Origin of the sequence: Nocardia terpenica (genome assembly GCF_013186535.1) — a bacterium.
GTDB lineage: Bacteria > Actinomycetota > Actinomycetes > Mycobacteriales > Mycobacteriaceae > Nocardia > Nocardia terpenica.
The window spans coordinates 1,144,989-1,166,462 of sequence record NZ_JABMCZ010000005.1; the positions used below are offsets into that span (position 1 = coordinate 1,144,989).

At 66.0% G+C, this 21,474-nt stretch carries 20 protein-coding genes; 6 read left to right on the forward strand and 14 right to left on the reverse strand.

The features are described 5' to 3' along the window. Window positions 1–129: 129 nt before the first annotated feature. A protein-coding gene (locus HPY32_RS46890; RefSeq protein WP_444939652.1) for an IS630 family transposase occupies window positions 130–1,202 on the forward strand; the annotation gives its coding sequence in 2 pieces (ribosomal slippage) (window positions 130–667 and window positions 667–1,202; 1,074 coding nt in all). A 79-nt stretch (window positions 1,203–1,281) separates the two neighbouring features. On the opposite strand, the gene HPY32_RS41005 is transcribed toward HPY32_RS46890, so the two are convergent. The 7 genes from HPY32_RS41005 to HPY32_RS41035 form a co-directional block, all read right to left on the reverse strand. Further along, entirely contained in the window at window positions 1,282–1,431 is a 150-nt protein-coding gene (locus HPY32_RS41005) for a hypothetical protein (protein WP_082871287.1), read from the reverse strand. Between the two features lie 162 nt (window positions 1,432–1,593). After that, window positions 1,594–2,052, reverse strand: coding sequence for a PilN family protein (locus tag HPY32_RS41010; RefSeq protein WP_067587080.1), 459 nt, complete (start codon window positions 2,050–2,052; stop codon window positions 1,594–1,596). Beyond that, window positions 2,049–4,235 (reverse strand): site-specific integrase, encoded by a 2,187-nt coding sequence (locus HPY32_RS41015; RefSeq protein WP_067587077.1) that lies wholly within the window; start codon window positions 4,233–4,235, stop codon window positions 2,049–2,051. The genes HPY32_RS41010 and HPY32_RS41015 overlap by 4 nt, the downstream gene beginning before the upstream one ends. After that, window positions 4,232–5,953 carry a hypothetical protein gene (locus tag HPY32_RS41020; RefSeq protein ID WP_067587074.1) on the reverse strand — a complete coding sequence of 574 codons (1,722 nt, stop codon included), beginning with the start codon at window positions 5,951–5,953 and terminating at the stop codon, window positions 4,232–4,234. Before HPY32_RS41020 ends, HPY32_RS41015 begins: the two co-directional genes overlap by 4 nt. After that, window positions 5,953–7,425 (reverse strand): tyrosine-type recombinase/integrase, encoded by a 1,473-nt coding sequence (locus HPY32_RS41025; protein WP_067587071.1) that lies wholly within the window; start codon window positions 7,423–7,425, stop codon window positions 5,953–5,955. Before HPY32_RS41025 ends, HPY32_RS41020 begins: the two co-directional genes overlap by 1 nt. Before the next feature lie 89 nt (window positions 7,426–7,514). After that, entirely contained in the window at window positions 7,515–7,835 is a 321-nt protein-coding gene (locus HPY32_RS44215) for a tyrosine-type recombinase/integrase (protein ID WP_067587068.1), read from the reverse strand. Window positions 7,836–8,244: 409 nt separating this feature from the next. Beyond that, a complete protein-coding gene (locus HPY32_RS41035) occupies window positions 8,245–9,351 on the reverse strand; it encodes an alkene reductase (RefSeq protein WP_067587065.1) in 1,107 nt (368 codons plus the stop codon). A 113-nt stretch (window positions 9,352–9,464) separates the two neighbouring features. Here HPY32_RS41035 and HPY32_RS41040 point away from each other — a divergent pair, with 113 nt between their 5' ends. Continuing rightward, on the forward strand, window positions 9,465–10,064 hold the full coding sequence (locus HPY32_RS41040; protein ID WP_067595633.1) for a TetR-like C-terminal domain-containing protein: 600 nt from the start codon (window positions 9,465–9,467) through the stop codon (window positions 10,062–10,064). Window positions 10,065–10,790: 726 nt separating this feature from the next. On the opposite strand, the gene HPY32_RS41045 is transcribed toward HPY32_RS41040, so the two are convergent. The 3 genes from HPY32_RS41045 to HPY32_RS41055 all read right to left on the reverse strand — a co-directional run bounded on the left by HPY32_RS41045 (window position 10,791) and on the right by HPY32_RS41055 (window position 13,576). Beyond that, window positions 10,791–11,483, reverse strand: coding sequence for an LLM class flavin-dependent oxidoreductase (locus tag HPY32_RS41045; protein ID WP_067587062.1), 693 nt, complete (start codon window positions 11,481–11,483; stop codon window positions 10,791–10,793). A 1-nt stretch (window position 11,484) separates the two neighbouring features. Further along, window positions 11,485–12,465 (reverse strand): zinc-binding dehydrogenase, encoded by a 981-nt coding sequence (locus HPY32_RS41050; RefSeq protein WP_309247578.1) that lies wholly within the window; start codon window positions 12,463–12,465, stop codon window positions 11,485–11,487. 445 nt (window positions 12,466–12,910) lie between these two features. After that, window positions 12,911–13,576 (reverse strand): NAD(P)H-dependent oxidoreductase, encoded by a 666-nt coding sequence (locus HPY32_RS41055; protein ID WP_067587056.1) that lies wholly within the window; start codon window positions 13,574–13,576, stop codon window positions 12,911–12,913. Between the two features lie 49 nt (window positions 13,577–13,625). Between HPY32_RS41055 and HPY32_RS41060 the strand changes: the two genes are divergently transcribed. Then, on the forward strand, window positions 13,626–13,997 hold the full coding sequence (locus HPY32_RS41060; RefSeq protein ID WP_067587054.1) for a MerR family transcriptional regulator: 372 nt from the start codon (window positions 13,626–13,628) through the stop codon (window positions 13,995–13,997). A gap of 329 nt (window positions 13,998–14,326) precedes the next feature. On the opposite strand, the gene HPY32_RS41065 is transcribed toward HPY32_RS41060, so the two are convergent. Together HPY32_RS41065 and HPY32_RS41070 are read right to left on the reverse strand one after the other, a co-directional pair. Continuing rightward, window positions 14,327–14,755, reverse strand: coding sequence for a VOC family protein (locus HPY32_RS41065; RefSeq protein WP_067587052.1), 429 nt, complete (start codon window positions 14,753–14,755; stop codon window positions 14,327–14,329). 175 nt (window positions 14,756–14,930) lie between these two features. Beyond that, entirely contained in the window at window positions 14,931–15,293 is a 363-nt protein-coding gene (locus HPY32_RS41070; RefSeq protein ID WP_156674402.1) for a hypothetical protein, read from the reverse strand. A gap of 356 nt (window positions 15,294–15,649) precedes the next feature. On the opposite strand from HPY32_RS41070, the gene HPY32_RS41075 reads away from it, so the two are divergent. The 3 genes from HPY32_RS41075 to HPY32_RS41085 all read left to right on the forward strand — a co-directional run bounded on the left by HPY32_RS41075 (window position 15,650) and on the right by HPY32_RS41085 (window position 18,066). After that, a complete protein-coding gene (locus HPY32_RS41075) occupies window positions 15,650–16,150 on the forward strand; it encodes an RICIN domain-containing protein (protein WP_067587045.1) in 501 nt (166 codons plus the stop codon). A 292-nt stretch (window positions 16,151–16,442) separates the two neighbouring features. Beyond that, a complete protein-coding gene (locus tag HPY32_RS46705; protein ID WP_216676847.1) occupies window positions 16,443–16,964 on the forward strand; it encodes a polysaccharide pyruvyl transferase family protein in 522 nt (173 codons plus the stop codon). Between the two features lie 508 nt (window positions 16,965–17,472). Beyond that, on the forward strand, window positions 17,473–18,066 hold the full coding sequence (locus tag HPY32_RS41085; protein WP_067587043.1) for a hypothetical protein: 594 nt from the start codon (window positions 17,473–17,475) through the stop codon (window positions 18,064–18,066). Between the two features lie 968 nt (window positions 18,067–19,034). On the opposite strand, the gene HPY32_RS41090 is transcribed toward HPY32_RS41085, so the two are convergent. Together HPY32_RS41090 and HPY32_RS41095 are read right to left on the reverse strand one after the other, a co-directional pair. Then, complete coding sequence (locus tag HPY32_RS41090) at window positions 19,035–20,204, reverse strand: IS110 family RNA-guided transposase (protein WP_156674401.1); 1,170 nt, start codon at window positions 20,202–20,204, stop codon at window positions 19,035–19,037. A gap of 237 nt (window positions 20,205–20,441) precedes the next feature. Continuing rightward, a complete protein-coding gene (locus HPY32_RS41095) occupies window positions 20,442–21,458 on the reverse strand; it encodes a helix-turn-helix transcriptional regulator (RefSeq protein ID WP_067587038.1) in 1,017 nt (338 codons plus the stop codon). Window positions 21,459–21,474 lie beyond the last annotated feature (16 nt).

Below are 21,474 nucleotides of genomic sequence, written 5' to 3' on the forward strand. Positions count from 1 at the left end.
ACGTCGCCGTCCTCATCGGACCACGGGATGAAACCCCGCTCCGACCTGGGGATTACGTACTACAGCGGCTGAATTCGTGTTGTCGCTGGGCTTGACGGCCGTGGCTGGTGGGTGGGGTACATCTGGTGGGTGCGGTATCCGCAAGGCGGTGGGCTGACCGCCGAGCGACGGATGTTGCGGGAGCGGTTGCGGCTGGAAGCCGCGGACGCTTTCGCCCGGGGCGAGGACAATGCGGTGATCGCCCACCGGCTGCGAGTCAGCGTGCGGTCGGTGCAACGGTGGCGCCAGGCGTGGGGATCGGCGGGGCGGGAAGCGTTGCGGTCCAAGGGCCCCGCGTCGCTGCCGTTGCTGTCCGACGAACAGTTCCAGGTACTCGAACACGAGCTGGCCAAGGGCCCGGCCGAGCACGGCTGGCCGGACCAGAAATGGACTCTGGCCAGGATCAAGACCGTGATCGGGCGCCGGTTCCACATCTCCTACACGATCAAGGGGGTGTCGTTGTTGTTGCACCGGCACGGGTGGAGCCGTCAGCAACCTGCCCGCCGGGCGGTCGAACGCGACGACGCGGCGGTCGCGACGTGGGTGAAGGACGTGTGGCCGCACGTAAAACCGCCGCGGCGGCGCTCGGAGCCTGGGTCGTGTTCGAAGACGAAGCCGGGTTCACGATGACGCCGCCGACCGCACGGACCTGGGCGCCACGCGGGCACACCCCGATCGTGCGGGTCCGGGGCCGAACCACCCGCCGGATATCGATCGCCGCGCTGACCTGCTACAAGCCCGGCCATCGGTCCCGGCTGATCTGGCGACCGTATCGGCACGACCGAAATAGTTCGGGCAGGAAGAGCTTCGCCTGGACCGACTACCGGGACCTGCTCATCGCCGCCCACCGGCAACTCGGCGGGCCGATCGTGGTCTGCTGGGACAACCTCAACACCCACCTCACCGCCGGCATGCGCCGATTCGTCACCGGCCACGACTGGCTCACTGTCTACCAACTGCCCGCCTACGCGCCCGATCTGAATCCGACCGAAGGCATCTGGTCACTACTGCGGCGAGGCCGGCTGGCCAACCGCATCATCACCGACCCCGACCACCTCATGCGCATCGTGCGCAGCGACCTGCACCGCATCGGCTACCACCCCAACCTGATCGACGGCTGCCTCACCGCAACCGGACTCACACCCACCCCGAAACGATCATGACGACAACACGAAATCAGCCTCTGTAACGGCGATCGCAGCTCCACACAGCCGCTCATCGGCATGTCCGCGTATTGACTTGTCATGTGCCGGAGGCCATGTAGGCGGCGAGGATGTAGTTGGGGTGGCGGTCGAGGTTGGTGCGAACGCGGTCGTAGCGCATGGTGGTGCGCGGGTCGGCGTGGCGTGCAGCGATCTGGACGTCGCGGAGGTCGACTCCGGCGTCGAGCATGGTGGTGACGAAGGTGTGGCTTGTGTCCGCAGAAGCCGTGTGCGATCGGGTTCGTGTTGTATTGGAGCTGTGACGATTCCGGGTGCGAGGTTCGCGACGGAGATCGTCGCCCGTGTGGCGATAACCGCCTCGGTGATGTGACTGACATCACTGCACCTGGTGTCAGCATGGTCCGATGATCTTCTGCCGGGCCGCTGGAAGGCGGCTGATGTTCGTGCCTGGGTTGACGGTCGCGCGGAGTCGCTGGATTTCGTCATGTTGCGCGGCGAGCCGCGCGAGGGCTTGTCTGCGGAAGTCGGAAAGTTCCTCGATTGTCGAGTTCGCTTGAGCCAGATGGTTTTTGAGTCTGTCGATCTCGGATTTCAACCGGTCGATCTGCGCGGTCCTCGGGTCGGGAGTGTGCCCTGTGGTCTGCAGTTGCTGGATGCGGAGTTCGAACTCGGCGCGCAGGTGTGCGTAGGGTCTGGTGCCATAGAAGGCGGTGCGGTCGACGCCTGCGTCGCGAGCAAGGGTCTTGATGTCGCAGCTTCCGCCGGGTGGGATTTCGCCGCGTAGCAGACGGTCCATCGCGGAGCGGATCCGGTTTTCGTTCTGAACACGTTGGGCAGCGCTGATTTTCATTGCTTCTTTTCGGTGGTGGCGGTGTCGATGCTGGCGATGACGCGCTGGGAGCGGTCGTAGTCGGTTTGCAGGCGGGTGCGTTCGGTGGTGCGGGTCTTGCCGAGCTGGCCGAGGAAGGTCTTGGTGGTTTCGGCGTGCTGGGCCCAGACGGGTCGGTGAATCCGGTGGTGGGTGGCCTGCGGGCAGCGGGCCGAGTCACACATCCCGATCAGTGGCCGGTTCGCGGTCGTGGTGCCGGCCAGCTTCAGACAGAGCGCTCGGGAGGGGTCGGTGAACCAGCAGTAGTTCGCGACGCCGAGGTGCAGCGTCTTGGCGCGTTTGGACAACAAGTTGAGTATGTCGCGGTCATTGTGCTGAATCTTGGGCGCCGCAGCCGATTCCGCGTCCGGGTCGGTGTCGATGCTGGCGAAAAACTCGACCAGGTTGCGTGCGCCGGGTCCGGCGGGCAGGATGCCGTTGCGGTAGTTATGGAACTCGGTGAGCACCAGCTGCAGGTTCCGTTCGGCTTCGTGCTTGTTGACCTCGGCCAGCAGCTCGGCTTGGGCCCCTCCCGGTCGCGCCGCGTAGCCCTCCGTGGTCGCGGTCGCAATATGTTTGAGCTGCAGTTTCGCTGCCAAGACCCCGCCCGGGCGGTAGGCCAATTCGAGCGCGACGGTCCTTCTGATCATGCGCAGGGAGACCGGGCCGTCGGGGATGGGGGCCAGGCCCAGGCGCTGCCCTGCTGGGGAGTTGACCCAATTTCGGAACCAGATGTAGCGAACCCGGAAAGCGAAGCGGGACAACAGCGGAACACCGTCACGCGGATCATCGTGCAGGCGTTCGAGTAGTTCGACCGCACGAAATGCGGGTTCGATCACGACCCATTCGTCGTCGACGCCGCCGAGGGGCTGGCCCTTGACGATCTTGCCGGCGACGCGGTAGCGCTTCAGCCCGGGAACAGGTTCCTCGATCGGGCGACGGCAACCGACACACAGTTCCATCAGTTCGCTGCTGCGCATCCCCGACGAGACCGCCAGCACGGTGATCGCGGCTGTCCGGACGACCCCGACCACGGCAACGGCCTGCAAGCGGTGCAGCGGCAGGCTCCACGGCTGCGTCACGCCGTCGACGGTTGGCGCGTGATCGGCATAGCGGGCGAAGACCTTCTCGACCCCGACCGCCGCGACCGCCTCGGTGAGCGGTCCTCGCAGTTGCGGCATCCAGCGAGACTCGAAGCTGCGGCGGCCTGCCTGCCTGGCCAGAATCCCGGTGGCGACCGGCAGCAACGGATCCTGGGTAGACCATCCTGCCCGCAGTCTTTTGGTGATCGCGTGGTCCTCGTGGTGAGGCAGCGGTGTGCCGGTCGTGGTGTAGTCGGCCAACACAGCCAGGATGTCCTCGACCGGTGCGGAGGCGACAGGCTGCAACGCTTCGGTGCGAGCTCCGTAGAGGCGGTCGTGTTCGCGGATCTGCTCGTTCAGAGCCGCCGCGTGCGGGCCCAGGACCTGCACCAGGTGCAGTGCCGCCGCCAGCGTCGGCTGAAGTATCTCGTCCGGGACCGGCGGAGTGGTGTTTCCGCCTCTGCCGCACGGCATTTCAGCGACAGCTGAAGCGGTTGCGCCGCCCCAGGGCCGCAGATCAGCGCGGACGCGGTCGCCGGTGCATAGTTCCCGGTAATTGACCAGGTCGACAACGACTTGCGCGGCAGCGCGCCGAACCCCGGGGCCCTGCTCGCCGACACGGCTGCCGTTCTCGTCGAGAATGTAGCGCCGAAACGACAGGTAGGCCTCGCAGGTGTGGGTGTCGACCGCGGCCAGCGAGATGATGCGTCGATGGTCCAGCCAGCGGAAGAACCGGGTCAGCTCGTTGAGCCGCCCGTTGGCACTGCGCAGGTGAAGCGGTGTGCGGTAGGCCCTCGGCAATTCGACGACGACGGGGTGCTGCGGTGCGAGGATCGCCATGATCAGCTCCTTGGCGACCAGGCGCCATCGCGGATTGCTGATTACGGAAAAGTCGAAGCGCCTGACCGACGGCGGGATGTGGACCGCCAACCCGACGACGTCGGTGAAATCCCACAAGTCGTCATCGAACAGCGGGCGACGGGCGCCCTCGGGCAGTGTCAGACCCGCCTGCTGGCAGACGTCGGCGCCGGTGAACGGCGATGGCAGATATTCCTCGTTGTTATCGAAGGCAACTGTCGTCATGCGGTGAGTTCCTCTGGGCGAAGGGGAATTTCGTCGTCGGTGTCGGCGACCAGGGATGCGGCGGCGGTGAGCTCGCCGGGATCGAACCGGCTCAGGATCTGGTCGATCCGGGTGGCGTAGGGCCCGAAAACAGCCATGAAGTGCGCGGCGGGCATCTGCTGCCATTGACGGGAGAAGAACGCCTTGAGCCGCAGCAGGTTCACCGCGTGGCGCGGCGCGAACACCGCCAGCGGGCAGAGCAGGCAAACCCAGGGCCTGGCCGGACACGGCTTGCCGACCGGGCCGTGCAGCCCGGCCAGCTGATCACCGCAGGCCGCGGTGAACACATCTCGTGCGCCGCCGACCAATTCGACGACGGCGCGGTCGTCCAGGCGCATGGCCGTGACCAGTTGCGGATAGTCCCGTGCGAGTGCGGCGGCGTCCTGCTCGGTGATCACCGTGGGTGGATGTGCGCGGCGCAGCAGGTCGTGCTGGGCATCCTCGACGACGGTCTCGATGGCGTGCCGCTGGCCTGGGGTCGTCGCCGACAGGTAGTGATCGCCCTCGACCGCAGGGGTGTGGTTCGGGTCGATCGTGGCGCGGGCGTTGCCGGTCCAGTTCCTCTTCTCGCGCATCGCATGGTGGGTCGTGCGGATGCGCGATCGATGGATCTTCACCAGCCCGCCGTCCTCGCCGCGCAAGCCGTGGCGCCGGACCCATCGCTTGATCGCTTCGCGGTTGATCTCGCGAATAGGCTCAGGTCGGCCGACCTTACTCAACCCCAACCAGAGGCGATCACGATAGGCGGGCTCAACCCAGCTCCGCAGCAGCGCCGAATGCGACAGCCATTGCTCGAGCAGCCTGACCGCCGGCCGCGGAAGGTTGACGCTCTCTGCGGCGGTGCGCCGTTTGACATAGGACAGCAGAACGGTCGCGTCACCGGCCCAGTCGATATCACCGACATCCAGGTCGGCGATGCCGTCCGGGACGATGCCCGAGTAGACGCCGAACAGCAGCCGATAGGCGATGACGACGTCCAGGTGCGGGAACATCGCCTCGACGGCAGCGTAGTAGTCCGGTAGCCGACGGTTTTGAAATGCGCTGTAGGTCAAGCCCATCGCGTGAGCGGCTTCTGGTGTGCGGACCGGCCCGAGTTGCCCCACCAGCCAGCAGAAGTTCTCATATGCCCAGCCCTGTCTCACCGAGTGGTCGGCTGGCACCTTCGTAGCCAGTGCGCGGTGGTGCGTCGTGTAGGACTCGTCGACCAGTCGCTGACAGGTTTCGGTGAGGCGATGCCACTCGGAGTCCGGATAGGGTGGCAGCGGACGGCGGTAGGGCTGGATGTTGAAGTGGCGGCCCACCGCCAGCTCCAACACACCATCGGCAAGGCAGCCGCCGGACCGTGCGTAGCCTTCCACAAGGCTGCGGGTGAGCGCCTCCAGCCGACGAGGTCCGGCCATCCAGAACTGCGCCAGCTTCCCGCGGCGCAGGTCCGCCGCACCGCCGGTGAAACCCTGCTCGGCGAGCCGCCGAACCATCGCCCGAAGAGCACCCGCGTAGGCGTCAACAGTGCCAGCGGTGTCAGCGCTGCCGTGCGGGTGGATCAGTTCCACCAGACCGATAGCCAAATCACGCGCCAGCCGGGAGTTCGGCAGTCCCGCCAGGTCGAATGCCGCTGTGCTGCCGTCACTGAAGACACAGTGCAGCCCCAGCGGCTCGTCGGTCACCGAGGTAGGCATCACCGCCGCTCCTGATCGGTGTCGTTGCCGAATTCGGCGTCGGCTTCCCGCTGCGCCGAGGTATCCTCGGTGAGTCCTGCTGCCGCCCCGGCGGTTTCGTAGGCTTGCCGGTAAATCCGTGTCGTATCAAGACGTTTGAGGTATTTTTCGGTGGTCAGCACGGTCGAGTGCCCCAGTAAATCCCGAAGCACCAGCAGCGGATCGGCCTTGGTCAGGTAGAACACCAGCGCCGCATCGGCGTCGGTGTCGCGCACCAGTTTTGCCGCCTGCCGGTAGTAGCCGGTCACCAGATACTCCAGCGTTTGCATAGAAAAGCAGTGCCGGAGCCGGTGCGGATGGACGTGCGGAAATCGTGGTTCGAACCGGGAGCGGATCCGGTCGGCGGTGCGCTCGAACACCGTCGCCCACGCCATGAACGGGCCACCATCACCCTTGACCGCCAGCAGGTACGACCCACCGTCGGGCGCCACCAGCCGCCGCCGCTCCGCCGGAGTCAACGACCCCCACGACCGGCGGACACCATTGACCCGGCCGCCACGCGCATCCGGATCGCTCACCAGCAGCGGCTCACCCCAACGCCGCGGCGGCCGCCAACCCGACCCTTCGGTAACCGCGGCGCGATCGAGCTGCAGGTAGTCGTGCAGCCCGGCCAGAGCGTCGTAGGAGATCCAGGTGGTGCGGAACTTGCGGCCCTTGGTGATTCCCGCCGGCACCGGGAACGGGATCGGGATCACTGTCGGTGCCGGCGGCAACGCTGGGATCTCCCACGGCAGCAGGTGCGTGAACTCGCCCAGCCGCAGCCCGGTCGCCAGTGCAAGGTCCCCGATCGCGGCGTTGCGGGTCATCTCCCGCCCGGAGTACCCGGTGTCGCAGGTGCCGTCCGGTGCGAGCCCGCGCAAGCCCTTGCGGAACAAATCGATGAAGTCCGGTTCCAGATACTTGATGGTGACGTGCGATTTCGAGGTGCGGCGCACCGCCAGGTTCACCCGCACCTGACGGCCGGTCCCGGCGAACACCGCCCGTGCCGAGCGGTAGGTGAACGGTTCGGCGGCGGCGAGTCCCTCCTCCATCGCCCACCGGTAGAACATCGACAAGATACTCATGTGCTGGCCCCACGTGGACGCCGCGAACCTTGCCCGGATCGGTCCAGCGGCGCGGTGCTCAGCGTAGCGACTCAGCCCGGCCTTGAGCCGATCCCGCGAATCGAACAGTCCCACACCATGTTCGGCGAGGAACTCCGTCCACTCCTTCACCGCCCGCGCGTAGTTCTCCCACGAACTCGGCGCCGGCGCCCCGCTGGCCGGAAGCAGCCGCAACCACTGGTTGATCACCGCCGCCGGGCGCGGCGCGGCCGGGCCATCCTCCAACAGCAGGTCGTCGTCGATCAAGACCGGCATCCCTTCCGGGATCACCGGCCGGTACTCGACGTCCCAGGACTGCCAGCCCGCCGAGGTGAAGTAACTCAAGATCATGGACGCCGACTGTAGAAACGCCACACGCCCGCCGCAACGGCCAAACACCCAGGCCACCAGCCCCTTCCAGGCTTATCGCAACACGGGAACTAAGCAGAGACAATGTGGCGCAGCATGTGCGGATGCATCCGCGGGAGCCGCACCACCGACACCTGCGCGAGTCGGCGGAGTCGGCGGGTGGCGCAGTGCCGGTCCATGCGACACCCTCGGGTGTTCAGCAGGATCGGGCCGATGTCGCGGTCGCCGATCGCGCGGTCGATAGCGCGTCCGACCGCCGGTGGAAGCGGGATCAACACGACCTTGCTGCCCTTGCCGACCACGCGCAGCACCCGGTGCCCGTGTTCCTCACCGAGATCACTGATATCGCAGCCGCAGGCTTCGAAGATCCGTAACCCGAGCAAGCCCGGCATGACCACCAAGGCGAAGTCGAACCGGTTGGCCGAGTCCCGGCCGCCGACAGCAGCGCCTCGAATTGCAGATGCGAAAGTCCCAGTGTCGGTGACTCGTTCGCGACTCGCGGGCGTCGGACGTATTCGGCGGGTGAGTGGTCGAGGACGCCGTCGATGACGCAGGTGCGGTAGAAACCGGCGATCACCGCCATCCTGCGGGCGACCGTGGCGGGTTTGTAGCGTCGGACTTCACGCATCCAACCGACACCATCTCTCACGATGCGCGCGAACACCCAGCGACCAGAAGACCCGCGACCCGCGGCATTATGGTGCGTGCATGGCTGACCTGATAAGCCGGGACCGTCACATCAGGGTGATGAACGGTTCTCCCTGTTTGTTCGCGGGTGACAGGCTCTCGCCTGGGAGTCGTTCAGTGGTTGCTGGCGGTTGGTTGGGGCAGGGTCGGGTAGTCGGTGTAGCCGCGATGGTCGCCGCGATAGAAGGTGGTCGGGTTGGCGGGGGTGAATGGGCCACCGGCGCGTAGCCGTGCGACGAGGTCGGGGTTGGCGATGAACAGCGTGCCGAAGGCCAGTATGTCTGCGGAGCCGTCGTTGATCAGGGATAGATCGTCGGGGCCTGCGGGTCCGCTGTCGCCGGTCTCGTGCGGATTGAGCATGAAAGTGCCCGCCCACAGCGTCCGCAACTTCTGGGTCAATGCACGGTGGCCGGGAAATTCGAACACATGGAGATAGGACAGGTCGTTTCGCAACCGCCCGACCAAACTGGTGTACAGCGTGTCGATGTCGGACTCACGGATCCCGAAGGCCGTGCAGCCGGGTGAGATTCGCAATGCCAGTCGCCGCGGTCCGATCCGGTCGGCGACCGCGTCGATCAATTCCAGCACGAATCGGATACGGCCGTCGATGGTTTTCCCGTAACGGTCGTCACGCCGGTTGGCGTTGTCGGACAAGAACTGTTGAATGAGATACCCGTAGGCGCCATGCAGCTCCACTCCATCGAAACCTGCTCGGATTGCGTTGTCTGCCGCGTCAGCGAAGTCGGCGATCGTGCGGCCGATATCGGCGACAGCAAGTTCGGTCGGTACCGGATACGGTTTGCGTACTGCGGGTTCGGTGCCGCTGATCCGGACGACACCTGCTGCCGCGACCCCCGATGGGGCAACCGGGTGTAGGCCGTCGCCCAGCAGATCGGGGTGGCTGCTGCGGCCCGCGTGCATCAGCTGCGCATAGATCCGCCCACCGGCGGCATGCACAGCGTCGGTGACCGGACGCCACGATTGCACCTGGCGCTCGTCGTGCAGACCCGGCGTATCGGTGTAGCCCTGACCGATCCGGCTGGGCTGCAACGCTTCCGCGATGATCAGACCCGCAGAGGCGCGCTGAGAGTAGTACTCGGCCATCAACGGTGTAGCGGAAAGTCCCTCGCCGTAGGCGCGGCGCCGAGTCAGCGGCGCCATCGCGATGCGGTTCGACAGGGTCATCCCGCCGAGGTCTATCGGGTCGAATGCGGTGGGCATATGACCGGCCCCTTTCTTTTCGATACAGCACTGCTCCGAAAGTCGTCTCCGACAGTAGCGGCTACACTTTCGGAGCACAAGTGCTCCGTATCTCGCGGCAGGAGGCGAACCAGGTGAATCGGAACCCTTCGACCACTCTCGGCAGACCACGCGACGCGGACGCCGACCGCGTGATCATCGAAGCCGTTCTCGACCTGATCGCCGAGGGCGTCACCCTGTCGGATCTGTCGTTCGTCGCGGTAGCCGCGCGTGCGCGAGTGGGCCGCAATACCGTCTACCGACGCTGGCCCACCAAACAGTCGCTGCTACTGGACACGCTCGCCGCGATCGCACGCCCACTGCCTCGACTGGGCAACGAGATTCGAGACGACTTGGTAGCGCTGGTGAAGATCACCGCCGAGCGGTCCCAGCATCCGCGTGACGGGCGGCTGCTGCAGGCGTTACTCGCCGAGCGTCATGCATTTCCCGAGCTTTCACAGGCATACGAGAACACCGTCGTCAGGCCGCGCCGACAGGCGCTCATCGATACCGTGCACCGCGGGATTGCCACCGGAGAGTTGCGCGCTGACCTCGATTCCGCTTGGGCCACAACAGTTCTCATCAGCCCCGCCCTATGGCCGCCATCCGGGACCGACACCCACATCACCTCGGCTGCAGACTTGGCAGAGAAGGTCGTAGACCTCGTTCTGATCGGGTTGTGCGCAACCCGATGACACCGGAGATCGCGCCGCCGCGGTGCGCGTTGAGGCGTCGAGTCGCGAAAGGGGGCAGCCGAGACGTCCGCGGGTACCCGATCGCCTCGGTGTGCCCAGTCGAACAGTCGGGACGCCGCGCCCGACAGCCGTGCGGATCCGACGCCAGTGTCGAGGTGATCTAACTCGCGCTTCGTAGGACCCGCAGAGCTGCTACTTTTCCCGCCGGGTTTGGGAGCGATCCACGCTGGAGGGCGTGCTGGACAACCGGAAATCGGCAATTCCGGATGTTCTCGAGGTGGCCCCCTGGCTACGGCTCACCGAACGACCGCCCCGCGGCATTCCGGTGCATTGCTGAATATCGAGATGGGACTCGGCGATTTGGCCGTCGGACGCTCGGCGTAGCCGCTGCGGACCGGGGGAACCGCGGGTTTCGGTGGGCAGTGGCCGCTGCGGCCGGTGGGCGTGCAGCGGCCGCGCGTGGGGTCAGGAGTAGGTAGCGGCCATCTTTTCCCGATACCACCGGCCCGGGGTGGTGGCGGGTGTGTCGGCGAAGTGGTCGGTGCCCGTTGATCGTCGAACGCCGTCGCCGGGGCGAACGCACTCGTCCGCCCCGGCCGCCGACCACGTCTGTCGAACCGCACGGAACTCGGCATGAGCGCGCGTCGGAAGAGGGTGTCGCTCAACCAATTCGGACGGTCATCAGCCTTCCGGTCGTTGTGGGCTGTGGTCGGCGGTGTCGTCAGGTCAGCAGGGTTGCGGCTTCGGCGAGTTGTTCCACGGTGGTTTGCCAGCTGCTGTCGGTGGGTGTGACCGCGAGTCCGATCCGAATCGGGCGACGCCGCGAGCCAGAGCCTCGGGGGCGAGGCTCGACGGCAACCAGCCATCCCCGTAACGGACCGCGCGCCGAATGGCGGCATCGGTGTTGCCGCCCACCAGAATCGGCGGAACGTGTGTCCCGGGAGCGAGTTCGACAACGGTCCCGTTGGTTGCGATGGCCTCGCCTGCGATCAATCCGGGCAGTAGGGCCAGCGTATGTTCGGTGACTTGTGCGCGATCGGCGGCCGTTGCGCCCACCGCTCGCCAGTACGGGCTGTCGGGGAACCCTCCCGAACCCACACCGAGCAGGATCCGGTCACCCGAAAGATGTTGCAGGGACATGATTTGCGCGGCCAGCGTGACCGCCGGTTGTAGGGGAAGGACTCGGACACCGAACTCGATCCGCACCGACGTGGTGGCTGCTGCCGCGATCGCGGCCACCACTGTCGCATCCAGTGAGGGTGTGCCGTCGCCGATCGCCAGATCGGGAATGCGTACCGCGTCGAAACCGAGTTGCTCGACATGGCGAGCCAGGGACGCCACGTCCGGAATGCCTTGTGTGGCAATCTCACCCAGCGTGGGAAGCGTGACACCGATCCGAAGGTGCGCCGGGTCTGCCATATCAGCACGCCTCCAGCAGAACCTTGCCGGTCACCCTGCGCGACCGCAGTGCTCGATGCGCTTGCGCCGCCTCCGCCAGCGGGTACACCGCACCGATCACCGCACGAATAGCGCCGTCGGCGGCCATATCCAGGATCTGCCGGGTCCGCCGTCCCCGGCCGGGGGCGTATCCGGCGAGCTGATCGAGACCCAGCGCGCGCCGACCGTGCGGATCGACCGCGTCCACCAGTACCGGCGTGCCACCGGCGAAACCGTATGCGGAGAACCGTCCTCCCGCGCGCACCAACTGGTATGCGGTCCGCCCGAGCTCGCCGCCGACACCGTCGAACGCCACGTCGACGGCCCCGGCCTCGTCGGCCCACCCCGGCGTGCTGTAGTCGACCACGATATCGGCGCCGAGTTCTTTGACGACGCGTAACTTGTCCGGACCGCGGGCGGCTCCGATCACTCGTGCTCCCGCGGCGTGTGCCAGTTGCACCAGCAGGTTGCCCAGTCCTCCCGCAGCCGGTTGCACGAGCACCGATTCACCGGCCCGCACCGCCATCGCCTCGAAGACCGCAAGCGCCGTGCTGCCATCATGCAGCAGCGCCATCGCGGTCGGCAGGTCCACCACGTCGGGAATCGGGATCAGGTTCGCCGTCGATGTCACCACCTGTTCCGCATATCCACCGCCGCCGACGTCTGCCAGAACCCGCCTGCCCAGCCAGCGAGAATCCACCCCCGACCCGACCGCGGCAACCTCACCGGCCACACCGACACCGGGCACATACGGAAGCCGCACCGCGAACATGTCACCACCTCGGCCGCTCCGGATCACCATGTCCAGCGACAGCACCCCGCAATAGGCGACACGGACAACGACCTGCCCCGGCCCGGCAACACAATCCGACCGCGTCCGGACGCGTAACACCTCAGGCCCACCGAACTCCGACACCTCGACAACCCGCACCTGTTCACCACTCCTCCGCAATCGAGTCCCCACACCCTCACACCTCAACAAGACTCAAGGTCAAGCCCCCGCGAAAGACAGACTGCAAGCGACTGTTTGTCCACCCCACCCGGATGTCGCCGGGTCCCCGCATCGCATCCACTCAACGACCGAAGCAGACGACCGGCGCCCGCACATCGGCATATGCGGACGTTCGACCGTCTCGGGTCGATGGACGTAGCGACCGGCCAGCGAACCTACGTAGACGGACTACTCGTCGGGGCTTGACGATCTATAGGACCATCGCGAGACGTGCTGCGAGAGGCTCGGCAGGGGTCGCAGCATCGCTACACGCTGCGCCGGGCAAACGTCCTCTTCTGCCGCTGCGCGGGCGTTGGCAGACCGTAGACACCAGGTGCTGATCGGTTGCCCTGTAAAGGCATTCGAGTCGGCGGTCCAACGCATGCGGATAGCTCGATGTCGACGCTCGCGGCTGGGCTCACCCGGGGGTGTGGTCGGCGACTGGAGTTCCCGTCGCTGATTCGAACGCCGTCCGGGCGCGCTGTGCCAGCCGGGCACCGAGCTGGTATCCCTGCGTGGCCAGGTTCTCGTGGACCCTGGGGTCTGTGGTTTCGCTGCCGAAGAGGAACTCGAGGGAGGATTCGGCAACGGCGGAGTACCCGGCGATCCCGTGCCGCAGTTGCAGGGCCATCGCGTCCTTGTAGCCGCGAGCGACGAAACTGCTTTCCCCGACACCGGCCACCGCGATGAAATGCAGTTCCTCGATCGCGCTTCCGGTCGCCGTCGCGCTGTTGTCGTAGGCCCAGCCGCGGCTGAAGACTCGGTCGATCCAGCCCTTGGCGAGCGCGGGCATCGACCACCAGTAGACGGGGAACAAGACGGCGACCACGTCCGCCGATTCGAGCAGCCGATGCTCGCGCGCAACGTCGTCCGGTACGTGTCCGCGCAGCCGGTGCACCTCGAGGTCGCTGGCGTTGAACACCGGGTCGAAACCCGCCGCGGTGAGGTCATGGGTGGTGACCGTGGTGCTGCCGTCGGACTGTATGCCTTGCTCGACCGCGTGGGTGATGGCCCAGGTCGCCGAGTCGTGATTCGGGTGCGAGACCACCAGGACAACGTGCGGTCGGGTCCGTTCGTTCGTCATTCGGCCACGGTAAAGTCTGACACCAACGTCAATGTCAAGGTTATCGAGGATGGGCGGTACGGTGCGAATCGGGGAGCTGAGCCGGATCACCGGGGCGAGCCCGCGGATGTTGCGGCACTACGAGAACGCCGGGGTGCTGGTACCGGGGCGAGACGCCAACGGCTACCGGCATTACCGCGCCGAGGACATCGAGACGGTCGAGGACATTCGCTGCCTGCTCGCCTCCGGCCTCTCCCTGTCGGAGGCCCACACGATGCTGCACATCGTCTGCGGCGCACCGCAGACCGCCACCGACCACGACCGCGCGGCCGTGCTGGCGCAACTCGACGAACGCACCCGCCAACTCGATACCGCCATCGACCGGCTCCGCACCGAGAAAGCCAACCTGCTGAAACTCCGAGCCGAGGTCGACGCGAGCTGAGCTCGCTGCGCCCCCTCACCACTGCCGGACGCTAGCCGCTGGGCGAGCAGTCGTCGGACGAGATCATCTGCGGCTCAGGACATCCGATAATGTTCGAGCCGCTGGCAAACCACCTTTCGAACCACTCCCGGCACGGCACCCGATGGGAGGCAAGCCAATTGGAGAGCCACACCAAACACACGGCGGGCAGCCCGCATGTGAGAGCACCCCACCGGGCACCTGGACCGATCCTGGCCGGGATTCGATCCTGATACCAGTCTCCAACTAGCCGATGAGCGGATAGCGGCTGATCCGATGTTTGAGCTGGGCACTCACGCTGGTCGGGAGGTTCAGTAGTTCGGCCAGTTACCCGGTGTCATGAGTTCGAGGAGGTGCTCGTCGGGATCCCGGAAGTAGATGCTGCGACCGCCGCGTGCCCAGTTGGTCCGGCCTTCGATCGGGATGTTGTGCGCATTCAGGTGGGTTTCCCACTCGGTCAGTTGATCCTCGGAGACGGCGAAGCACACATGTAACCGGCCGCTGCCGTCGTGGGACGGGATCTCGCCGTTCGGCAGAACCGGTCCCGGCAGCACCTTCGGTTCGAGCGATCCGCCGCGGCGGAACAGCAGCAGCACATTGTCGCCCCCGATGTCGAACGCGCACAACGGATCCGCGTCGAGAATCGGATTCAGCTGCAACACATCGGTATAGAACTCGCGGGCACGACCGAGATCGTCGACATACAACGCGGACTCTATGATCCGGTCAAGTTTCGGCACAGTTCGCTTCCCTCCTCGGATACGGTGTCGCAACCATCGTGCAACCTCGAGCCCACTCGAGGTCCAGGGTTGCGTGTCTCACAAACACACGATGCACACCAGCCTCGACCGCCACCCCAACTGCAACCTCCCAGACCACATGAATACCCGGTCTTGCCAGCTACCACCCTCTACGTCACTGGTGGACGTCGACGCAGGCCCGACCGACGCCCCGCTTGACCGTGCCCGATGCGTCGTGCTCCCCACCCTCGGCGCAGAACTTCGTGTGGTTGTTCACTCCGTGGCCCACCCCGACGCTGTACCGAGACCCTTTGTGCCAGTTCATCAACGCACTGTCGCCCTTGATGCCAGGACCGTAGAGATGCATACGACCGTAGAACTTCGCCCCCGGCGCAGGAGTGACCGTCAAGCGGGCCACGTACAGTCCCGAACCCTCGACTTCCAAACAGACCTGGCCTGAGCAACCTCCCCAATTCGCCGCCGCCGGTGGCGCTATCGCGACAAACAGAGCCACCGTACCGGCCGCCGTCGCGGCCATCCGCAGAGTCCTACGGGTCCTCACAGCAATGCGCTTCATCCACTCCGCTTTCAATCGGCTTACGTCGGTCACGTCGAAGTGATCGACCGATCAGTCCTCCAAAGCCATTCGCTACAGAACCAACCGAGGATTGGTTCGCAACGGAAGTAACCTCACGACCGGGACCGACCAAGCCGCTCGACAGCCAATTTCCGCCTCCTCCGCGTGGCCGGTCGCCGCCCGCCGTTTCCGTTGTGAAGCAATCCTTGGTCGGTTCCGTTCCGAATAGTTGTGTGACTGAGTGTCCGCTCGGGGAGCCGATCAGGGATGGAGTGTGGTTTCGCCTCATGGGTATGCGACGCAGCGTAGGGCGTCCGGTGTTCGTCGTCGGCTCGATCTGTCTGGCCGCGGGCCTGCCGACCGCGACGGCGTCGGCGGACTGGCCCGACACCGGCACGGGGTTCACGATCGAAAGTGTCGCCTACCCCGGCAAGTGCCTGTCGACAAACAGGGACGCACCCCTGGAAGACGTGAAACCGTGTGCCCCCCGGTCGAACTCGGAGACCTGGCAGGCGATCGATGGAACGGGACCGTCCCGGTTGCAGACACCGAAAGGCAAACAATCCAAGGGATGCCTCCTACCCGGCCAGTACTACTACGTGTACTTGTCGAGCTGCAAGAACCCGGCCAGGTGGGAGTACGTGCCTGGTCAGGGCGCAGACGGCACCGGCCAGATCCGCATCGACGACCATGGGACACCCCGCTGTCTCAGGGTAATTCACAAGTCGGAGACTCACGGCGGCAACGTATTCCAGGCACCGCCCTGCGACCCGGCCGCACGCGACCAGCAATGGCGGGTGACCCCGGTATCGAACTGATCTTCTCACCGTGTCTCGGCCTCGAGGGGCCAGCGAGTGGCAGGTAGCCGCTTACGGTTCGGTCGTCGAGGCGAGAGCCGTTGCGGCTCCTCCAGCTTCTCCAGTGATGGAGGGTGGTTGTCCGACAGGTATGACTCCGACAGGTATGACTACGTCTACGCGATGACCTCGTCAGTCGCATGCCATTTGGGCCTGGGACAGCGATGAAGATACGAACGCCGGGAGAAAGTCATCGACGCCGTCTTCGACCTCGTCGATACCATCATCGCCGTCCGCGACCTCATCCGTCGAGCTGGACACCCCGGCCAGCACGCCGCCGGTACAGCCCGAACAAGGACGCGTTCGTGGGCTGGTCCCTCATCTGTGGAGCCAGAAGGACCTGCGGATCCATCGAGCGGGGGAACTGTTCCCCAAGATCAAGGTGATCGAAGTACGGCGCCACCCAATAGAGGTGATCAAGCAGATCGCATCCTGCGAGTTCGTCTTCTCCTCGACGCTGCACGGTCTTGCTGTCGCCGACAGCTTCCAGGTGCCTAATCAGTGGGTGATTTCCCTGTGCAGCCTCTCGGGGGATGGAAGTTCCGGGACTACTACTCGGTCTTCGACATGCCGCCACCGGACCCCCTGGTCTTCTGCGCGGAGTTTGCCAGCAGGGCGAACACCGAACGCCTGGCTGCGCGATACCGGCCACGGGAGATCTCCTCGGTTCCCGGATCGGATGGATGCAACGATCCATCGCCGGGCGCAGCGCCAGAGCGTTGAGATCGGGTTGAACACCAGCCCAGCCGGACCGGATCACTGTGACTCGCAGTGATGGGTGGTGGTGTTTCCGCACTGCCAGGTGGCACCAATGACGAGCGGACGAACGAGGGCACCGAATAGGGGTAATAAAATGCGCGCGCCCAGTTTCCAACTCCTGCTTCCCCTAATATTACACGGCACAGTGTATATGTGATACACCCGGGGTTACAGATCGGCATTCACTTCCATCGACATCGTTGAACTCTTTTGCGTAAGAGACGACAATGAGATGTCCTCCCCAAAAACCCTTCCCGATAGACGAGGACAGAATATGAAGCGTATCACTTGATTTCCGGTCGCCGGGGCCGTTTGCGTACTGGGCGTTCGGGTCTCGGGTCTGCTGGTGAGCGCATCGGCTGCGCATACCCAGAACCTCACAGTGAGGTTCTGCCGTTCAATTCGGGTCTCGACATTCGGATCAGGATCGACGTATCCGCATGGCGGGACGTTTTGTCCCGGATCAAGCCTCACGGAAACGTGGATCCGTAACATTCAACTAATTCTACGAGGTTTTCTACGTCATGAACATTCACCACAGCGCCGCCACCACCGGCGCGATGCCCGTTCGTTTTTCTGCACGCCGGCTGCACGTTCTTGCGGCGGCCTTCCTGCTCGCGTTCGCGGGAATGGGATACGGCAGCATCGCCGACCCCACCGAAGCGCACGCCGCCACCGTCGACATGACCTGTGCGGCCGCGTTCGGGTTCACCCTCGCCCCGGGAGTCACCTTGGCTCCGCAGAACATCGACGCGCTCGGGTCGGCATTGCTGTCCAATTGCGTGCTGGGCGACGGCTCAACCAGTCCGCACGGCATCGGGTCGGTCGACCAGGCACGGGGCTCGGCGACGAACGCGACCTGCGCCAATCTCGCCATCACCGGCAAGAATGGCACCATCGACTGGGCCGACGGCACGAAGAGCAGCTTCGACTTCACCGTCGCCATCACCCCGCTGGCCGTCGACTCGCCGATCCAGATCAGCGCCACCATCACCGATGGCCTCTTCAAAGGTGACACCATCAACGCAGTCCCGCTCATCGTCACCCTGCAAGGCAACTGCGCCACTGGCGTCACCCAGCTCACCGCCAACGCCTCCGCGGTGACCTTCACCCACTGACCAGCGAAACCCTCCCGGCCGGGCCCAGCCGCCGCGGCCGGGAACCCCCTGTTCATGCCGCCCGATCAGTAAGAAGGCGCCGTCAGTAGTGGTACGCGCGGGTGCGGTGGTCGAGTCCGTCGGTGAGCTGCCGACATTCCGGACCGGTTACGGCCGATCGTCTTCCGACCGGTCGCCACCCGGGTAGCGGCGGTGGCTGGGAATGGAGTGGTCGACTATCCCATCGGGGCACCACCCGTCGGGTCGCCGGTGCCCTAGCGATATCGGATGCGGCTCACAGCCCGTCGGCGGGAACCTCCGATGCCCCTTCCGGCGGCTGCGGGCGTGTGGGGTGTCAGGGCTGGCCGATGCCGGGCACGGTTCGGTAGTCGAGGCCAGCGAGGATGGCCTGGATCGCGGCCACGTCCGCCCCGGCCCGGGCGGCGAGGTCCGCGCCGGTTCAGGGCGGAGTCCGGTGCTCGTTCCCGAGTTGAGTGATCTGATGCAGGGCGGCGGCGTCACGCAGGTCGCGGGCGACGCGCTCCATGGCGGCCGAAATGTCGGCGAAAATGTCGGCGTCAGTGGGCTGGCGCGGTCACCGGCGCTGGAATCTTTCATCACGTGCGCGCGCATGTGGTGCGATGCCCCTCTTGACCCCGGGGACGGGGTTTGCCGGGCCGGTTCGCCGGCCCACCTCTTCACCACGCGGTCCATACCCCTGGTTTCACGATCGGAGGCGCCACCTGACGACGGGAAACACCGCCACTCACCGCTGCGAGGCACACCGAATCACCAAGTCGACCGGCCTGGGCGCGGTGCTCAACAAACGTGTCGAAACGGTTGGTGTTCAACAAGTCTGTCGGCGGCGTGCCCTCGGCGAGGTGAAAAGTCACCTAGTCGACGTCCGCTCATGCCGCGGGGCGGGCGTTGGTCGATCGTTCAGATCGGTTGGCCGACATGGTCTCCCAATGCGCGCTCATGGCACCCCTCTATGTCAAGAGGGTGGCCGGAGACGGCGTAGTGTCGCTGGTGGCGGGTCCGGGAAGTGGCTTGTCCGAAGTGTCGATCGCCGGGGATTGGTCGGCCGCGCTGGATGTCAGAGTCGCCCCCGTCTGCCCTTCCGGGCTCGCTTCCGAATTTCGTTGCGTGTCATGGATCATTTGTTTGTAGACCACGTCGGACAGGCGTCGTTTCAGGCTGCGCAACGCTTCCATCGGGGGTTTCCCCTCGGCGAGTTTGCGTCGGTAGTAGGCGCGGCCGGTGGTGTCGTGACGCAACTGCACGATCGCCATAATGTGCAACACCCTGTTGATGCGCCGGTTTCCTTTGCGGGACAACCGATGCCGCCGGTGGTCGCCGCTGGAGGCATCGATGGGTGCGGTGCCGTTCCAGGAGGCGAACCGTGCGGCGCTGGCGAACCGGTGAATGTCGCCGATATCGCCGAGCAGTCGTGACGCTGCGGATGGTCCGATCCCGTGCAAGCTGGTCAGGTTGGTGCCGGTCGCGGCGAGCAACGCGGTGAGCTCCCGATCGGCGGCCTTGATCTTCTTGTCCAGCGCCGCGAGTTCGCCGATCAATTCCGACGCCAGCCGGCGCCGGGTCTTGCCGACGATGTCGCGGGGCCGCACGCTGGCGAGCAGCGCGCGGGCCTGGGTGACCGACAGGAACTGTTTGGCGCCACCGGGAATCAGCTCCAGCAGCAGCCGATGCAGGCGGCTGACGGTACCGGTGCGGGCCGCCCCGAGTTCGTCACGGCGGTCGGCCAGCATCCGCAACGCCACCACGTGATCATCGGGCCGCACCTGCGCCAAGCCCTGCGCATGCAGCGCCGCGATCGCTATCGAGTGCGCATCGGTGGCGTCGGTCTTGCGGCCCTGCCCGGTGGACAACAGCCGTACTCGCGCCGACAGCTTGGGTGGCACGTCGACCACGGATTCCCCGTCGGCGACCAGCCTTTGGGCCAGGTGCTTGCCGATCCCGTGGCAGCCCTCCACCGCCCACACCCGCTCCCGGTGCCGGCGCCCGTAGGCGAGCATGTCCCGATACCCCGCGGTGTCGGTGGCGAATCGGCCCTGGCCGACCACCGATTCCGTGCGATCGAGTACCTCGATCGTCGCCGTCCGCTTGTGTGGATCCATACCGATCACGACCGATGTCAAGGCTGTGTCCTCCTCCGCCGACCAACGACAGTGCAGCGAGGAGGGCAACGCTCCTTCGAGCTGGGCAGACCCCTCTCGAGCCACTACCTCGCCCGGTATCCGGCGAGGACGCACGCCAAAAGAGAGTCACACCCGCTGGTGGACAGCCGAATTGAGAGCGTCCCGCCGAATACCTCGACCGAGCCTGGCCGGGCATCGGCCGTGACACAAGTTTCTAAGGAGCCGAATTGTGTGTCTTTAATGCGTCCGATTATCTGTGCCCCGGCAGTTGGTTGGTGGTGTGGTCAGGGTGTGGGCGGTGTCGAGGAGGAATCGGCCGAGTTGTTCGAGATGCGGTGCGAGGTCGGGGGTTCCGGTGACGGTGGCGTCGGGGGCGAGGCCGAGGAGTTGGGCGGCGATGTCGCGGGGGTTGTCGGAGGCGAGGTCGAGGGTGCTGGTGTGGTCGTCGATGGCGTGGACGCGTTCGGGGAGGGCGTAGGCGCGGGCGGTGGCGGTGGCGGCGTCGATCGGGGCGGTGACCCGGAGCCGGTAGCGGGTGGGCGCGGCGGCCAGCCGGGCGGCGACGTAGGCCGCTGGGTCGGGGGTGGGCAGTTCGCGGGCGGTGGTGCGGTGTCCGGTGGCGGTGGGGTCGGTGATGCGGTCGGCGCGGTAGATCCGCCAGTCGGTGTGGTGGGTGTCGTAGCCGAGTAGGTACCAGTGGTCGGTGACGAACACCAGGGTGTGGGGTTCGGTGCGTCGCCGATCGATGCTGCCGTGGCGGGTGCGGTAGTCGAAGCTGATGATTTCGTGGTCGCGGCAGGCGGCGGCGAGGGTGGCCAGCACGGCGGGATCGGTGCGAGGGCCGGGAGTCCAGGGCAGCGGCCCCATCGGGGCGGTCGCGGCGTTCACGGCGGTGACGCGGTGCCGTAGCCGGGCAGGCAGGACGTGCTCGAGTTTGGCGAGCGCTTGCCCGGCGGTGTCCTGTAGGCCGGTGATGCCGCTGGAGGCGGTGCGCAGGGCGAGGGCGACGGCGACGGCTTCGTCGTCGTCGAGGAGCAGCGGGGGCAGGTCGGTACCGGAGGTGAGCCGGTAGCCACCGGCGGGTCCGGTGGTGGCGTCGACGGGGTAGCCCATCTCGCGCAGCCGATCGATGTCGCGGCGGACCGTGCGTAGGGTGACTCCGAGGCGTTCGGCCAGCTCGTGCCCGGCCCAGCAGCGCCGGGTTTGCAGCAGCGACAGCAGTCGCAGCATCCGCGCGGGCAGGTCGTGGGTCATTTTCACAGAGTGCCAG

What these genes read in the sequence shown, in the direction of transcription:
- HPY32_RS41070 (WP_156674402.1), bottom strand. Translation starts at nt 15,293, where the DNA reads ATGGCCGCGACGGCGGCCGGTACGGTGGCTCTGTTTGTCGCGATAGCG.
- HPY32_RS41005 (WP_082871287.1), bottom strand. Translation starts at nt 1,431, where the DNA reads ATGCTCGACGCCGGAGTCGACCTCCGCGACGTCCAGATCGCTGCACGC.
- HPY32_RS41025 (WP_067587071.1), bottom strand. Translation starts at nt 7,425, where the DNA reads ATGATCTTGAGTTACTTCACCTCGGCGGGCTGGCAGTCCTGGGACGTC.
- HPY32_RS41010 (WP_067587080.1), bottom strand. Translation starts at nt 2,052, where the DNA reads ATGAAAATCAGCGCTGCCCAACGTGTTCAGAACGAAAACCGGATCCGC.
- HPY32_RS41015 (WP_067587077.1), bottom strand. Translation starts at nt 4,235, where the DNA reads ATGACGACAGTTGCCTTCGATAACAACGAGGAATATCTGCCATCGCCG.
- HPY32_RS41020 (WP_067587074.1), bottom strand. Translation starts at nt 5,953, where the DNA reads ATGCCTACCTCGGTGACCGACGAGCCGCTGGGGCTGCACTGTGTCTTC.
- HPY32_RS41060 (WP_067587054.1), top strand. Translation starts at nt 13,626, where the DNA reads ATGGGCGGTACGGTGCGAATCGGGGAGCTGAGCCGGATCACCGGGGCG.
- HPY32_RS44215 (WP_067587068.1), bottom strand. Translation starts at nt 7,835, where the DNA reads ATGCCGGGCTTGCTCGGGTTACGGATCTTCGAAGCCTGCGGCTGCGAT.
- HPY32_RS41095 (WP_067587038.1), bottom strand. Translation starts at nt 21,458, where the DNA reads ATGACCCACGACCTGCCCGCGCGGATGCTGCGACTGCTGTCGCTGCTG.
- HPY32_RS41085 (WP_067587043.1), top strand. Translation starts at nt 17,473, where the DNA reads ATGAACATTCACCACAGCGCCGCCACCACCGGCGCGATGCCCGTTCGT.
- HPY32_RS41045 (WP_067587062.1), bottom strand. Translation starts at nt 11,483, where the DNA reads ATGGCAGACCCGGCGCACCTTCGGATCGGTGTCACGCTTCCCACGCTG.
- HPY32_RS41035 (WP_067587065.1), bottom strand. Translation starts at nt 9,351, where the DNA reads ATGCCCACCGCATTCGACCCGATAGACCTCGGCGGGATGACCCTGTCG.
- HPY32_RS41055 (WP_067587056.1), bottom strand. Translation starts at nt 13,576, where the DNA reads ATGACGAACGAACGGACCCGACCGCACGTTGTCCTGGTGGTCTCGCAC.